Source organism: Janibacter melonis, assembly GCF_020567375.1.
Classification (GTDB): domain Bacteria; phylum Actinomycetota; class Actinomycetes; order Actinomycetales; family Dermatophilaceae; genus Marihabitans; species Marihabitans melonis.
In genome coordinates this window covers 700,618-714,949 of sequence record NZ_JAJBZM010000002.1, presented here as the reverse complement: position 1 = coordinate 714,949, position 14,332 = coordinate 700,618, and the positions used below count along the sequence as shown (strand labels likewise).

14 protein-coding genes are annotated in these 14,332 nt (G+C 73.9%); 3 read left to right on the top strand and 11 right to left on the bottom strand.

What is annotated here, in order from left to right; all coding sequences use genetic code 11:
* Positions 1 to 80: 80 nt before the first annotated feature.
* The 10 genes from LIV55_RS09570 to LIV55_RS09525 all read right to left on the bottom strand — a co-directional run bounded on the left by LIV55_RS09570 (position 81) and on the right by LIV55_RS09525 (position 9,997).
* Positions 81 to 1,004: a carbohydrate ABC transporter permease gene (locus LIV55_RS09570; RefSeq protein WP_083968986.1), complete on the bottom strand. Its 924-nt coding sequence runs from the start codon at positions 1,002 to 1,004 to the stop codon at positions 81 to 83.
* Entirely contained in the window at positions 1,004 to 1,924 is a 921-nt protein-coding gene (locus LIV55_RS09565; protein WP_308012903.1) for a carbohydrate ABC transporter permease, read from the bottom strand. Before LIV55_RS09565 ends, LIV55_RS09570 begins: the two co-directional genes overlap by 1 nt.
* Positions 1,925 to 2,011: 87 nt before the next feature.
* A complete protein-coding gene (locus tag LIV55_RS09560) occupies positions 2,012 to 3,343 on the bottom strand; it encodes an ABC transporter substrate-binding protein (protein WP_068276832.1) in 1,332 nt (443 codons plus the stop codon).
* Between the two features lie 210 nt (positions 3,344 to 3,553).
* Positions 3,554 to 5,284: a 2-succinyl-5-enolpyruvyl-6-hydroxy-3-cyclohexene-1-carboxylic-acid synthase gene (menD, locus tag LIV55_RS09555; RefSeq protein ID WP_229300030.1), complete on the bottom strand. Its 1,731-nt coding sequence runs from the start codon at positions 5,282 to 5,284 to the stop codon at positions 3,554 to 3,556.
* Positions 5,285 to 5,309: 25 nt separating this feature from the next.
* The gene (locus tag LIV55_RS09550) at positions 5,310 to 6,155 is read right to left on the bottom strand and encodes a DNA-formamidopyrimidine glycosylase family protein (protein WP_229300029.1); all 846 of its coding nucleotides are present in this window, start codon (positions 6,153 to 6,155) and stop codon (positions 5,310 to 5,312) included.
* A gap of 57 nt (positions 6,156 to 6,212) precedes the next feature.
* Positions 6,213 to 7,799: a hypothetical protein gene (locus LIV55_RS09545; protein WP_229300028.1), complete on the bottom strand. Its 1,587-nt coding sequence runs from the start codon at positions 7,797 to 7,799 to the stop codon at positions 6,213 to 6,215.
* Entirely contained in the window at positions 7,796 to 8,137 is a 342-nt protein-coding gene (locus LIV55_RS09540; RefSeq protein WP_229300027.1) for a hypothetical protein, read from the bottom strand. Before LIV55_RS09540 ends, LIV55_RS09545 begins: the two co-directional genes overlap by 4 nt.
* A 95-nt stretch (positions 8,138 to 8,232) precedes the next feature.
* Positions 8,233 to 9,222, bottom strand: coding sequence for an o-succinylbenzoate synthase (locus LIV55_RS09535; protein WP_308012902.1), 990 nt, complete (start codon positions 9,220 to 9,222; stop codon positions 8,233 to 8,235).
* Positions 9,219 to 9,626, bottom strand: coding sequence for a VOC family protein (locus LIV55_RS09530; protein WP_229300026.1), 408 nt, complete (start codon positions 9,624 to 9,626; stop codon positions 9,219 to 9,221). The genes LIV55_RS09535 and LIV55_RS09530 overlap by 4 nt, the downstream gene beginning before the upstream one ends.
* 29 nt (positions 9,627 to 9,655) lie before the next feature.
* Positions 9,656 to 9,997: a DUF2200 domain-containing protein gene (locus tag LIV55_RS09525; RefSeq protein WP_068276815.1), complete on the bottom strand. Its 342-nt coding sequence runs from the start codon at positions 9,995 to 9,997 to the stop codon at positions 9,656 to 9,658.
* Between the two features lie 33 nt (positions 9,998 to 10,030).
* On the opposite strand from LIV55_RS09525, the gene LIV55_RS09520 reads away from it, so the two are divergent.
* Positions 10,031 to 11,446, top strand: a complete 1,416-nt coding sequence (locus LIV55_RS09520) for an MFS transporter (protein ID WP_229300025.1) — start codon at positions 10,031 to 10,033, stop codon at positions 11,444 to 11,446.
* Here LIV55_RS09520 and LIV55_RS09515 read toward each other — a convergent pair.
* Entirely contained in the window at positions 11,389 to 12,354 is a 966-nt protein-coding gene (locus tag LIV55_RS09515; protein ID WP_229300024.1) for a hypothetical protein, read from the bottom strand. The genes LIV55_RS09520 and LIV55_RS09515 overlap by 58 nt on opposite strands.
* Before the next feature lie 143 nt (positions 12,355 to 12,497).
* On the opposite strand from LIV55_RS09515, the gene LIV55_RS09510 reads away from it, so the two are divergent.
* Together LIV55_RS09510 and LIV55_RS09505 are read left to right on the top strand one after the other, a co-directional pair.
* Positions 12,498 to 13,445 carry a 1,4-dihydroxy-2-naphthoyl-CoA synthase gene (locus tag LIV55_RS09510; protein WP_229300023.1) on the top strand — a complete coding sequence of 316 codons (948 nt, stop codon included), beginning with the start codon at positions 12,498 to 12,500 and terminating at the stop codon, positions 13,443 to 13,445.
* 286 nt (positions 13,446 to 13,731) lie between these two features.
* Positions 13,732 to 14,313: a TMEM165/GDT1 family protein gene (locus LIV55_RS09505; RefSeq protein ID WP_229300022.1), complete on the top strand. Its 582-nt coding sequence runs from the start codon at positions 13,732 to 13,734 to the stop codon at positions 14,311 to 14,313.
* The last annotated feature ends 19 nt before the right edge of the window (positions 14,314 to 14,332 follow it).

Below are 14,332 nucleotides of genomic sequence, written 5' to 3'. Positions count from 1 at the left end.
GGTTTGTCGTGCCGAGCCGCGCCACAACGAAGGGGGCGCCCCACCGGTCGGTGGGACGCCCCCTTCGCGCGTGGTCGGGTCTACTTCACCGAGCCCGACATCAGACCGCCGATGAAGTAGCGGCCGAGCAGGACGTAGACGAGCAAGGTGGGCAGCGAGGCGAGCAGGACGCCGGCCATGATCTGCGCGTAGTCGGGGTTCTGACCGCCGGCGAGCTCGTTGAGCGCGTAGGTGACCGGCCCGTTGTTGCGGTTGGTGAGGAAGAGCGCGAAGAGGAAGTCGTTCCACGCGCTCGTGAACTGCCAGATGAGCGTGACGACGAAGGCCGGTGCCGAGACGGGCAGGACGACCGAGCGGAAGATCCGCCACATGCCCGCGCCGTCGATCTTCGCCGCCTCGAGGATCTCCTTGGGCACGGCCGTCGCGTAGTAGTTGCGGAAGATCAGCGTGCAGATCGGGATGCCGAAGATCGTGTGCACCGCGATGAGCTTGACGATGCCGTCGAACCACGGCGCGACCGCCTGGACGTCGAGGAGCATCGCCTGGAGCGGGATCATCACCGCCTGGTACGGGATGAACATCCCGAACAGGAAGAGGGTGAAGACCGTCTGCGCGCCCGGGAAGCGCCAGCGCGCGAAGACGAAGCCGTTCATCGAGCCCAGCGCCGAGGACAGCACGGCCGCGACGACGGCCATGACGGCGGTGCGGCCCATCGCCGGGGCGAGCCGCTCGATCGCGCCGCGCCACCCCTCGAGGGAGAGGTCGGTCGGCAACGACCACGCGGAAGAGGGGTTGACCGCGCCGCGCCCCTTGAGGCTCGTGACGACGACGACGTAGAGCGGCACGAGGACGAGGACGGCGAAGAGCACGAGCAGCCCGATGCGCACGGCCTTGGCCCGGCCGGTGCTGCGGGTGCCCGGCGCGCCGAGGTCACGGCGGGGACCGCCGCGGACGACTCCGGAGGTGCTGACGCTCTCGGCGGGGACGGTGACGTCGGCGGCCATCAGTCGCGCTCGCTCTCTGCCTTGACGGTGTAGACGAGGTAGGGCACGACGACCACCGCGACGATGACGAGCAGGATCGTCGCGTTGACCGCGGCGGCGACCGGGTCGTCCTGCGCGAAGAGCTGCGTCCACATGAGCGTCGCGGGGACCGAGGCCGTGTACGAGCTCGGTCCGGCGATGACGTAGATGAGGTCGAACATCTTCATCGACATGTGCCCGAGGATGATGAGGGCCGACAGCGCGATCGGCGAGAGCTGCGGGAAGAGCACGTGGCGGTAGACCTGCCACTCGCTCGCGCCGTCGATCCGGGCCGCCTCGCGCTGGTCCTCGGAGATCCCGCGGAAGCCGGCGAGGAAGAGCGCCATGACGTAGCCGGAGAGCTGCCAGATCGCGGGCAGGGCCATGGCGGCCATGGTGAAGCGCCCGTCACCGGACCACCAGCTCGACTGCAACGAGTCCAGCCCGAGCTTGGCGAAGAGCTGGTTGAGGCCGACAGCCCCCTCCCCCTTCGCGGGGCTGAGCAGCCAGCGCCACACGACACCGGCGGCGATGAAGCTCACGGCCATCGGGAAGAGGTAGGTCGAGCGGAAGAAGCCCTCGGCGGAGACGCCCTTCTCGAGCAGCACGGCCCACAGCAGACCCATGAGCATCGTGCCGACCATGAAGACGGCGGTGAGGACGAGGAGGTTCCACAGCGCGTGCTGGTAGCCGTCGCTACCGAGCAGCTCGGTGTAGTTGCTGTACCCGCCGGCGTGCTGGACCTTCTCGACGAACTTGCCGCCGACGACGGCCCGCCTGGTCGAGACGTTGAGCGAGGTCCACACGTTCTGCGCGAGGAGCCAGTAGACGAAGACGCCGATGAGCAGGATCGACGGCGTGACCATGAGCAGTCCGGGCAGCCAGTTCTTGGCGCGGCGCACGGGTCCTCCAGGGGTGAGGGAGATGGCGAAGGGGGCCCCACGGCCGGGACGGGTGCGTCCCGGCCGCGGGGCGATGAGCCGGTCGGCTCAGGCGTTCTTCTCGGCCGCGGCCGAGAGCTCCTTGACGAGGGTCGCCTCGTCCTTGCTGGAGGAGAACTTCGCGACCGCGGTGGAGATGTCGGTGCTCCACGCCAGCGGCACGGCGGCGCCGTGCGCGATCGAGCTGACGATGGTGTCGGAGGTGAAGTCCTCCATCGCGCTCTGCTGGTAGGCCGGGAAGTCGTCCATGGCCACGTCGGTGCGTGCGGGGATGGAGCCCTTGGCGAGGTTGAAGGCCTTCTGGCCGTCGGCGGAGCCGACCGTCATCAGCCAGTCCTTGGTGCCGTCGGGGTTCTCCGTGCCGCGGGGCAGGGTGAAGGAGTCCGCGAGGAAGTCGAAGACGCCGTCGGTCCCGGGGACGGGGAAGTAGGTGTAGTCCTCGCCCTCCTTCGCGCCGCGGTCGTCGAACTGCGCGACCGCCCAGTCGCCCATGACGTTGTAGGCGGCCTTGCCGTCGACGACGGCGTCGGTGGCCGGCGGCCAGTCGTCGCCGTCCGAGGCGGTGTTCGCGTACGACAGCAGGGTCTTGAAGTCGGAGACCGCGGTCTTGACCTCGTCGGAGTCCCACTTCGTCGTGCCGTCGAAGAGACCGGAGTAGCCGTCGGCGCCGAGGTCGGACAGGAGCACGGTCTCGAAGAGCTGGACCTGGGTCCACGTGCCGCCGATGGACAGCGGGTTCTCGACGCCGGACTTCTTGACCTTCTCCATGTCGGCGATCCACGCCTTCATGTCCTTGGGCGTCTCGTTGATGCCGGCCTTCTTGAGCACCTGCGGGTTGGCCCACACGACGTTCGCACGGTGGATGTTGCTCGGCACCGAGTAGATGCTGCCCTCGACGCTCAGCCGGTCGAGGAGGTCCTTCGGGAAGACCTCGTCACCGCCGAGGGCGTCGACGACGTCGTTGACCGGCTCGATCTGGCCGGCGGCGATGTAGTCGGTGAGCTCGGCACCGGCGTGACCCTGGAAGGAGCCCGGGGGCTGGTCGTTCTTGAGGTCGGAGGCGAGCTTGGCCTTCGCGTTCGAGCCGGCGCCACCGGCGACGGCGAGGTTGACGAAGGTGTCGTTCGGGTACTGCTTCTTGTACTCGGCGACGAGGGCGTCGAGGCCCTTCTTCTCCGAGCCGGCCGCCCACCAGGTGAAGACGCCGACGTCACCGCCCGCGCCCCCCTCCTTCGGCTGGTAGGCCTCGGCGGCCGAGCTGCTGCTGCCCGAGCCGCTGCTCGAGCCCTCGGTGGTCTCGCCGCCGCCGGTCGCGCAGGCGCTCAGGCCCAGCGCCCCCACGGCGAGCAGGGCGGCGGCCCTGGAGGTGGTGCGTTGCATGTCGTTCCTTCCCGCGGGGGTCGGAGCGGTCGCCCCGACGCTGGAGCAGCGCGGCCCGAGGGCGGCGCGGCCCGAGAAGTATGGACCCGCGGTGTCGAGGATCTGGGCAGGTCGTCACGTATCCGTGACCATGCCGGTACCCGCGTGACCGCTCGGCGCTCCCAGCCGACCGCTCGTCCCGGGACGCCGACCGCCCGTCCGCGTCAGAGGTCAGCCGAGCGCGCGCAGGCGCTCTGCGACCGCCAGACCGGTGGCCCGTCGGTCACCGAGGTCGAGCGGCACGACGACGACCCGCAGCCCCGGGGCGGGGGCTAGCGCGGCGCGCAGCTCGTCGGGGGTCGTGACGGTCGTCGCCGGCCACCCGTGGGCCCGGGCGAGCGCGGCGACGTCCGTGCCCGTCGGGGTGGCGAAGACCCGCTCGAAGTCGTCCTCGAGCTCCTTCGCGCCGTACTCGAGCGTGGCGAAGATGCTGCCCCCGCGGTCGTCGAGCACGACGACGGTGAGGTCGGGCACCGGCTCGCTCGGCCCGACGAGCAGCGCCCCGGAGTCGTGGAGGAAGGTGAGGTCCCCGACGGCCGCGTAGGTCGGGACGCCCGGGTCCGCGAGGGCGAGGCCGGCGGCGGTCGAGACGCACCCGTCGATGCCGGCCAGCCCACGGCTGACGACGACGTCGACGTCGACGCGGGGACGGGCGACGAGCTGGTGGTCGCGGGCGACCGAGCTGCTGCCGAGGAAGAGCCGGGCACCCGTCGGGAGGGCCTCGTCGACGACGCGGACGACCTCGGCGCCCGTGGTGAGGCGGTCGTGCGACCCGCCGGGCAGCTCGACGAGGGCCTCCTCGACGCGACGGCCGAGATCAGCCCAGTCGCGGGCCCACGTGGGGTCGGCGCGAGGACCGGAGCGCTCGGCGAGGGCGGCGAAGGGGTGGACCCCCGCCGCCTCGTGCGTCGGGTCGGCCCACCGGGGGCCGGTCGAGACGACGTGCACCTCGGTGCGGGGGTCGCGGGCCAGGGCCGCGACGGAGCGGCCCAGCGTCGTGCGCCCGACGAGCACGAGGCGCTCGGGACGGTGCGCCTCGACCCAGTCGGAGGCGGCCAGGGCGAGCGCTCCGTGCGGCAGGAGGGTCGGCGCGTCCGCGGCACCGGGCCCGGTCTCGGCGAGAACCGGCACGTCGTGCGCCCCGGCCCAGGCGAGCGCCGCGTCGCGCTGGCCACGGGTGGCGAGGTCGCCGACGACGGCGAGGGTGCGGGGCGCGACGAGGTCGGCGGTGCCCCCCTCTGCACCCCCAGGTGCGGTCGCGGTCGGCAGGACGACCCATGGTCGTCCGTCCGGGCGCCCAGCGCAGTCGTCGGGCAGCCACGGCCCACCCACGGGCGGGGCGAGCGGGTCGCGGTAGGGCAGGTCGAGGTGGACCGGCCCGGGGTCTCCCCCGAGAGCCCCGGTGGCGGCGGCGACGGCTCGGGCGGCGGTCGAGCGCAGCGCGCGGACCTGGGCGGCGAGCCGGTCGGCGGACGGGGTCTCGACGTCGACGACGAGCCTGCAGTGGCGGTGGTCGAGCAGACCGGGCTGGTCGGTCGCCTGGTTGGCCCCGACCCCGCGCAGCTCGGGCGGCCGGTCGGCGCTGAGCACGAGGAGGGGCACCTCGCCGTGGTGGGCCTCGAGCACGGCGGGGTGGAGGTTGGCCACCGCCGTGCCGCTCGTCGTGACGACAGCGGCCGGCACCCGGCTGACCTTCGCCAGCCCGAGGGCGAGGAACCCCGCGGCCCGCTCGTCGACCCGGACGTGCAGCCGCAGGCGTCCCTCGCGGTCGAGCTGCTGCGCGGCGTAGGCCAGCGGAGCCGACCGGGACCCCGGCGACAGGACGAGGTGACGCAGCCCGAGCCGGACGAGCTCGTCGAGCAGTGCCCGGGCGGCGACGGTCGCGGGAGGTGTCGGCTGCACGGGTCGATGGTGCCATCCCGGTGGGTCAGGGCACGGCGGCCCGCACCCTCGCCTCGGGGCCCGGCCCCGGCTGGCAGGACCGGCACCACCACGTGCGCCGGTTCGCGGCGTCGCCGGGGATCTCGGCGCTGACGCTCACCGGGCCGCGGCAGCGCCGGCAGCCCTGACGCTGCCGGCCGGTCACCCAGTGGGTGTCTCCCCTGGCGCGCGAGCCGGTCGTCACCTGGTAGGCGCCCTCGACCGTCGCCGATTGTCGAAGCATCCGCGCAGCCCGGTCGACGAGCCGGGGCAGGTCGACCTCGCCGACCGCCGTCCACGGGCTGACGCCGGTGAGGAAGGCGAGCTCGTTGGCCCACAGGTTGCCCAGGCCCGCCATGGCGCGCTGGTCGAGCAGGGCGCTGACGAGCGGCGTGCCCGGCCGGGCGCCCAGCCGACGGACCGCCTCGGCAGGGTCCCAGTCGTCACGCAGCGGGTCCGGGCCGAGATGCCCGACGACGTCGTGCTCGCGTGCGGTGGGCACGAGGGCGAGGTCGTGCAGCCGGATGCCGTGGACGGCTCGGCCGTCGTCGAGCCCGAGGACCAGTCGGACGTGAGGCCTCACGTCACGGGGCAGGTGCTTGCCCGGGCGCAGCGTCGACCACGACCCGTCCATCCGCAGGTGGCTGTGCAGGGTCGCCGCCGGGGAGCCGTCGAGACCGGAGAAGCGGGTCAGCAGGTGCTTGCCGTGGGTGACGTGCTCGAGCACCTCGCGCCCGGACAGGTCGCGGGTCGCGAGGGCGGGCGTGCGGAAGTCGGAGCGCACCACCGTGCTGCCCACCAGCTGGCGGTCCAGCCGCCGGGCGAGCCTGAAGACGCTGTCTCCCTCGAGCATCAGACCAGCCTCCCAGGCACGACCGACAGCGCCCGGGGCCGAGAGAGGACGTCGGCCTCATCCGTCCCGGCGGACCCGGCGCACCTCGTAGTCGACGACGACCGGACGCGCCCCGGCGGCGGGCTGCGGGTCGACGTGCTGGGCGTCGACGCGCCCGGCGTCGAGGAAGTCACCGGCGCCCTCCCGCCACCGGAGCAGCGACGGGTCGGTGACCGTGCGCTCGTCGACGAGGGCACCCGTGCTCTCGTAGAGACGAGCGGAGTGCGCCCCGGTCGCGGTGGGCGCGGCGTCCGGGAGGCGGCGCAGGTCGCCTGGCAGGTCACCCCTCAGGTCGCGGCGCACCGTGACCCAGCCTGCCCGGTCGGGGTTGTGCGCCCCGTCGAGCGCGGGGACGAGGTCCTGCACGTGCTCGAGCGAGAGGACCGAGACCCCCTCCGGCACGGGCACGCCGCCGATCGGCGCCCCGGTCGTCACGACGTGGCTCAGGCCGGGGTGCTGCGTGCGGAAGACCGGGTCGGCGGCGAGCGCCGCCGCCGTGATCCCGCCCTGGCTGTGCCCGCCGAGCAGGACGGGGTCGGCCACCCCCGTCGCCCCTCGGCCGGTGCGCGCCCGCGCGTCGCTCAGGGCGGCGGTCACCGCGGTCATCGTCAGGGTGCGCTCGTGGGCCTCGAGCAGCTGGTTGCTCGTCTGGTCCCACGGGTTCGTGCCGGGTCGCGGCGAGAAGGTCTGGGTGCCGGGCACGTCGACGACCCAGGCGTACCGGCCGTCGGCCAGGGGGATGCCGGTGACCCGCACGTGGTCACCGCCCGAGGCGGGGCCGTCCTCGGCGACGAGGTCGGACACCCCACGGGGCGGGCGCCAGCCGGCCGTGCTCACGGGGTGCGCGCGCACCTCGACCTCGAAGCCCGACTCGTCGAGCACGTGCCCGCCCCCGGCAGCGGTGACGACGGCGACCGCCTCGGCCTGCGTCCGGGGCGGGTAGCGCAGCCCGGCGCGGTCTGCCCGGTCGGCGAGGTAGAGGCCCAGCGGCGGGAAGCCGAGCCCGAGGCCGACGACGAGCCCCTCCGCGCCGGCGACGGAGTGCTCGAGGAGCCAGGGGTGCTCGCCGAGGACGCGGTCCACGCGCGGCCCGGCTCGTGACGGGAGCTCGCGCACCACACCGATGACCGAGCCGACGTAGGCACCGAGCCAGACCGGCGACGGTCGCGTGCGCAGGGCGGCCGCACCGAGCACCGTCGCGGCCGAGACGGGCAGGACGACGGTGGGCACCGCGACGCCGAGGACGAGGCCGGCGGTGCGGTCGACCCCTTCGACCGCCTGGCGCGCCCCGCCCTCGCCCGCGCGGTAGAGCTCCGCGGCCGCGGCCACGGTGCCGGCGAGCACCCGCAGGTGCAGCGAGGTGCCGAGCAGACCGCTCGGGCCGGCGACCGCCAGCAGGTCCGCCCCCGTCCGCGCGGTGCGGCCGGGCGCGACGAGCGCCGCCGCGACGAGCGCGGGGTCGGCGAGGACGAGGGCGAGGTCGGCGGCGCTGTCGGCGAGGTCTGCGGCGACGGCACGCAGAGCCGGGGCGGCGACGTCGAGCGCGTCGAGGGCCACGGCGATGCCGCCCGCGCCGCCGGAGATCTCGATCCCCGGCTCGTTCATGGCAGCAGGCCGATGACGGGCAGACGGGCCGCGCGGACGAGGTCGAGCCGCTCGGCGACGGTGGTCGAGAGCACCTCGAGGTCTCGCACGAGCGCGGTGATGTCGCGCCCGACGACGGCCAGGCCCGCGAGGACCTCGCTCACCTCGCGCTCGTAGAGGTCCGCAGCACCGGAGCGCCACTCGAGCTCGCCGCACCGGCGCACCGCGAGGACCGCCGCCTCGAGACCGGTGCCGGCGACCTCGACACGGCGCGCCAGGACGAGCAGGGCACCGGGCACGTCCGCCCGGAGCAGCCCCGCGAGCGCGCTGTCGTCGAGGTGAGGCAGGTCGATCTCCATGCGGCCCAGCACATCGGGACCGGGCAGCAGACGCTGCGGCGACGGGCCGGCTGTGGAGGCGCGCCCGGTCCGCAGCCGGGGTGTGGACGGGCTCCTCAGAGGTGGGCGTGCGCGGCGCGCAGCCGCTCGCGCCACCACCGCCCCCGCTCTGCGGGCGCCTCGTGCTCGTCGAGCAGGGCCTCGTCGACCTCGACGGGGCGCACCGGCACGTCGCCGGCGACGGGGACGAGGGGGTCTCTCGTGACGTCACCTACGAGCAGGCCGACGGTGCCGAGCCCGCAGGCGTGGGGCAGATCGGGCAGCGCTGCCGCGAGGGCGACGCCCGCGCGGATCCCGACGCTCGTGTCGAGGGCGGAGGAGACCACCGCGGGCAGGCCGCACGCGTCGACGACCTCGAGCGCGCGGGCGACGCCGCCCAGGGGGGCGACCTTGACGACGACGACGTCGGCGGCCTCCTCGCGCGCGACCCGCAGGGGGTCCTCGGCCTTGCGGATGGACTCGTCGGCGGCGACCCTGACGTCGACCCCGGCGCGGGCGAGCCCGAGACGGACGGCCCTCAGGCCCTCGACGTCGGCGCACGGCTGCTCGACGTACTCGAGACCGAAGGGGGCGAGCGCGGTGATCGCATCGAGCGCCTGGTCCACCGACCACCCGCCGTTGGCGTCGACTCGCACGGCCGCACCCGGGCCCATCGCGTCGCGGACGGCGGCGACCCGGTCGACGTCGTCGGCGAGGGTCTGGCCGCTCTCGGCGACCTTGATCTTCGCGGTCGTGCACCCGTCGAAGCGGGCGAGCACCTCGGGCACCCGCTCGGGCCCGATGGCGGGCACGGTCGCGTTGCACGGCACCTCGTCACGGACCGGCGGGGGCCAGCCCCGCCACCCGGCCTCGACCGCCGCGGCCAGCCAGCGCGAGGTCTCCTGGGGGCCGTACTCGACGAAGGGGGAGAGCTCGGCCCACCCCTTCGGCCCCCGCAGCAGCGCGGCCTCGCGCACGTCGACGCCCCGGAAGCGCACGCGCATCGGGATCGAGACGACGCGCATCCCCTCGAGGAGCTCGTCGACCCCAGGGACCTGCGGGCTCACCGGTCGCGGCGGGAGAGGACGCAGAACTCGTTGCCCTCGGGGTCGGCGAGGACGGTCCACGTGACGTCACCCGTCTGGCCGACGTCGACCTGGGTCGCGCCCCGCTCGACCAGCGCCGCGATCTCGGCGTCACGGTCCTGGCTGAGGTGCGGCGCGAGGTCGATGTGCAGGCGGTTCTTCACCGTCTTCGCCTCCGGCACGGGCACGAAGACGAGGGAGGGACGCTGGGCCAGCCACGCGTCGAGGTCCTCGACCGGGCACTCCTCCTCCTCGGGGTCCGCGGAGATCGCGACCTCGTGCTCGTCCTCGTAGACGACGTGCCAGTCGAGGGTCTGCGCCCACCAGCGCGAGAGCGAGGCGATGTCGGTGGCGTCGACGACGAGGGTGTACCAGGCGAGGGTCATGCCAGCACGCTAGCGGCGGCCGGGGCGCCTCAGCTCCGCAGGACCTTCTCCATCGGGCGTCCCTTGGCGAGCTCGTCGACGAGCTTGTCGAGGTAGCGGACCTGGCGCATCAGCGGGTCCTCGACCTCCTGCACCTTGACCCCGCAGACGGAGCCGGTGATGAGGGCTACGCCCGGGTTGAGCTCGGCCTGGGCGAAGAAGTCCTCGAAGGTCGTGCCGCCCTCGAGGTGCGCGCGCAGCTGGGCGTCGTCGAAGCCGGTCAACCAACGGATGACCTCGTCGACCTCGGCCTGGGTCCGGCCCTTGCGCTCGGCCTTCGTCACGTAGTGCGGGTAGACCGACGCCACGCTCGTCGTGTAGATCCGGTGCACGCCCCCAGGGTAGGACGGCGCACACTGTCTGTCGTGCCCGTCTCTCCCGCTCCTGCCGAGGGGATCTTCGGCACCACGTACCGCACGAGCAGCATCGGCGCCTTCGCGCTCATCGCCATCGCCGCCTTCGAGGCCCTCGCCGTCACCACGGTGATGCCGACGCTCGCCCGCGAGCTCGACGGCCTCTCGCTGTACGCCCTCGCCTTCTCGGCACCCCTGGCGTCCGGCGTCATCGGCATGGTCGCCGCCGGGCAGTGGAGCGACCGTCACGGACCGCGCCGGGCGCTCGAGGTCGCGATCCTCACCTTCTCGCTCGGTCTGCTCGTGTGCGGGCTGGCGCCGGCGATGGAGCTCTTCGTCGTCGGTCGGCTGCTGCAGGGGCTGGGCAGCGGGGCGCTCATCGCCGCGCTGTACGTCGTCGTCGGCGAGGTCTACCCCGCCGACCTGCAGCCCTCGCTCTTCGCGAGCTTCGCCGCCGCATGGGTGCTGCCCGCGCTCTTCGGCCCGGCCCTGGCCGCGGTCGTCGCCGACGTCGCGGGGTGGCGCTGGGTCTTCTTGTCCGTCATCGTCCTGGTCGCGCTCGCGGCGGTCTTCGTCGTGCCCGCGCTGCGCATGCTGCGACCCCGCTCGGCCGCCGAGGTCGAGGCCGCTGCCGCCGCGCCGGCCCGGCGCGGTCTGCTGCTCTGGGCGACGGTCGCCGCCGTCGCCGCGCTGGCGCTCGAGCTGCTCGGCTCGCTGCCGGGGCTGCGCGCGGCGCTGGCGGCGGTGCCCCTCGTCGTCCTCGTCCTCGCCCTGCGCCCGCTCCTGCCGGGCGGCTCCCTCACCGGACGCCGTGGGCTGCCGTCGGTCATCGCCGTCCGCGGGCTGCTGTCGGCCTCCTTCTTCTGCGCCGAGTCCTACATCGTCTTCGTCCTGCAGGAGCAGTGGCAGGTCACGGCCGTGCGCGCGGGCCTCGCGCTCACGGTCGTCGGGGTCGTGTGGGCGACGGCCAGCCAGGTGCAGGCCCGGCTGCGGGCGCGGCTCGACGACACGACGGTCATGTCGATCGGCTCGGCAGTGCTCCTCGCTGGCGTGCTCGTCCTGCTCCTCGCCGTCGTCCTCGACGTGCACCCCGTGCTCGCGGCCGCGGGCTACGCGCTCGGCGGGGCGGGCATGGGCTTCGCCTACCCCCGCACCGGTGTCGCCACGCTCGCGGCGTCCTCCGACGCCGACCGCGGTTTCAACTCCTCCGCGCTGACGATCTCGGACTCGCTCGGCGGGGCCGTCGCGCTGTCGATCAGCGGCGCGATCTTCGCCGCGGCGGAGCGCGGCGACAGCGACCCCTTCTCGGCGGTCTTCGCCCTCGCGGTCCTCCTCGCCGTGGGAGCGGCCGTCGTCGCCCGCCGGACCGGCTACCGCGCACCGGTCGCGCCCGACCCCGCGGCGAGCCGCACCGCCCGGTCGCGGTAGACGACGAGATCGCTGCGGAAGCAGGACAGCAGCAGGGCGGGGTCGCCGAGGACGTACACGTCCGGCACCTCCATCGGTCGTCGGCCGTGCGGCCACCCCGACCCGCCGACGAGCGTCGCCAGCCGGCGTGACCGGTCGGAGGGGTAGCCGGAGACGCCGACACCGCGCAGGATGCTGCGCATCGGGTGGCCGAGGGTCGGCGCGCCGAGCGCGCTCGCCTTCGCCGCGCAGTGCACGACCGCGGCGGCGACCTGCTCGGGCAGCGCGCCGTGCCACGCCTCGAAGGCTCCCGCTCCTGCCGCCCGCACGAGCAGCCGGCGGCAGGCCGTGAGCAGCTCCGGCCCGACGAGCTGGTGGCCGAAGGCGCCCTGCACGTGCTCGTCGACGAGACGTGCCCGCTCGCGCGCCCAGCCGGGCACGGCGCCGAGGTCGAGGTCCTCGACGGGCAGGGGCTGGTCGTCGAGAGCGGCGAGCGCGGCCTCGCCGCCGACGACCCGGGCGAGCCAGTCGAGCATCGCCTGCTCGGGCTCCTCGCGGACCACGACTGTGCGCGGCGGCTCGCGGCGCAGCACCCCGCGGGCCTGCAGCTCATGGGCCGCGCACTCGTAGCCGCTGCCCCCCACCGGTCCCTTGCGCACGTCGATCAGGTGGCCGTCGAGCAGGACGACCTCGGTGATCATGCCGCGGTCGTCGCCGAAGCCTCCCCCGCCGCCGTACTGCTCGGCGAGCGGGTAGCCGACGATCCCGGAGAGGCAGTCGTCGCACAGGCACCGGTCACCGCCCCCGCCCTCTCCTCCGACCCCACCCGGCGGCCCGCCCCACCCATCACCCAGCCAGCCGTCGCTCGCCCGCACCTCGCCCCCGTCGCCCTCGTCGCCGCCCACGGCCCGCAACCACCGCTGTCCCATCTCTCCTCCTCGCTCCCCCGGGGTCCGTCCCCGCCGACCCAGGACACCGCGGACGAGGAGGGGGCGGCACCCCCTTCGCCGGGGGTGTGGACGCGGGCCGAGGCGACGCCGGGGGTGTGGACGACGCACGTAGGCTCACCCCCGTGAGTGCACTGGACGGCGTGAGTCAGACCTTCGACCCGCAGGCGTGGCAGGAGGTCGAGGGCTTCGAGGACCTCACCGACGTCACCTACCACCGGGCCCGCGACCTCGGGTGCGTGCGCATCGCCTTCGACCGGCCCGAGGTGCTCAACGCCTTCCGCCCGCACACCGTCGACGAGCTCTACCGCACCCTCGACCACGCGCGCCGCTCCGCCGATGTCGGCGTCGTCCTGCTCACCGGCAACGGCCCGACCCCGCGCGAGGGCAGCAGCGCGACGACGCAGGGCTGGTCCTTCTGCACCGGGGGCGACCAGCGCATCCGCGGGCGGTCGGGGTACCAGTACGCCGACGGCGAGAGCGCCGAGAGCGTCGACGAGCGTCGGGTCAAGGCCGAAGGGGGACGCCTGCACATCCTCGAGGTGCAGCGCCTCATCCGCACGATGCCGAAGGTCGTCATCGCGCTGGTCAACGGGTGGGCCGCCGGCGGCGGGCACTCGCTGCACGTCGTGTGCGACATGACCCTGGCCAGCCGCGAGCACGCGCGCTTCAAGCAGACCGACGCCGACGTCGGCTCCTTCGACGGCGGGTACGGCAGCGCCTACCTCGCGCGCCAGATCGGTCAGAAGCGGGCCCGCGAGGTCTTCTTCCTCGGTGAGGCGTACACCGCGCAGGAGATGCACGAGATGGGCGCGGTTAACCGGGTCTACGACCACGCCGACCTCGAGCGTGAGGCGCTGGGCGTCGCCCGGACGATCATGGGCAAGAGCCCGCAGGCGATCCGGATGCTCAAGTTCGCCTTCAACCTGCCCGACGACGGGCTTATGGGTCAGCAGGTCTTCGCCGGCGAGACGACGCGGCTTGCGTACATGACCGACGAGGCCGTCGAGGGTCGCGACCAGTTCCTGGAGAAGCGCGAGCCCGACTGGTCGCCCTTCCCCTGGTACTTCTGAGGTCCGCGCCCACCGACCGAGACGGGTGGTCGGGGCTGTCCCTCGTCCCGTCTACACTGGTGGCCATCGAGAGGGAGTAGTCCTCAACGGTCGTGTCGACACACTGCCGCTCAGCCTCACCGCTGAGCGACCGGCACGGCAGGCCACGGGTCACCGTGGCGGACGAGACTTTCGACCAGCACGAGTCGTGCGCCCGCCCCCGGGTGCGCGCCGCCACCGTGCCTGGTCGAGCCGTCCTCCCCCGAGCCGGTCGTCCGGGCACCTGAGCCAGACAGGTCCTTCCCCCGTGTACGCCTTCCTCCTCTCCACCGCGGTGATCTTCGTCGCCGAGCTCGGTGACAAGTCCCAGCTCATGGCGATGACCTTCGCCACCCGCTACCGCGCCCGCGACGTCATCCTCGCCATCACCGCCGCGACGGCCATAGTCCACCTCGCCTCCGTCGCCATCGGCTTCTGGGTCGGCACCGCCTTCGCCGACTACCAGGACTGGATCGCGATCATCGCCGGCATCGCCTTCGTGATCTTCGGCCTGTGGACGCTGCGCGGTGACGAGCTCACCGACGAGGAGGCGGCCAAGGCCCGCAAGGCCAAGGGGGCGGCGATCCTCGCCGTCGGCATGGCCTTCTTCCTCGCCGAGCTCGGCGACAAGACGATGCTCGCGACGATCACCCTGGCCACCCAGCACGGCTGGTTCGGCACGTGGATCGGCTCGACCCTCGGCATGGTCGCGGCGGACGCCCTGGCCATCGGCGTCGGGGCTGTCCTCGGCCGCAAGCTGCCCGAGCGCACCATCAAGATCGGCGCGGCCGTCCTCTTCTTCCTCTTCGGCGCGATCCTCATCGCCGAGGGCCTGGGCTGGATCGGGTGAGCCCGGCCCGCCCCGTCGC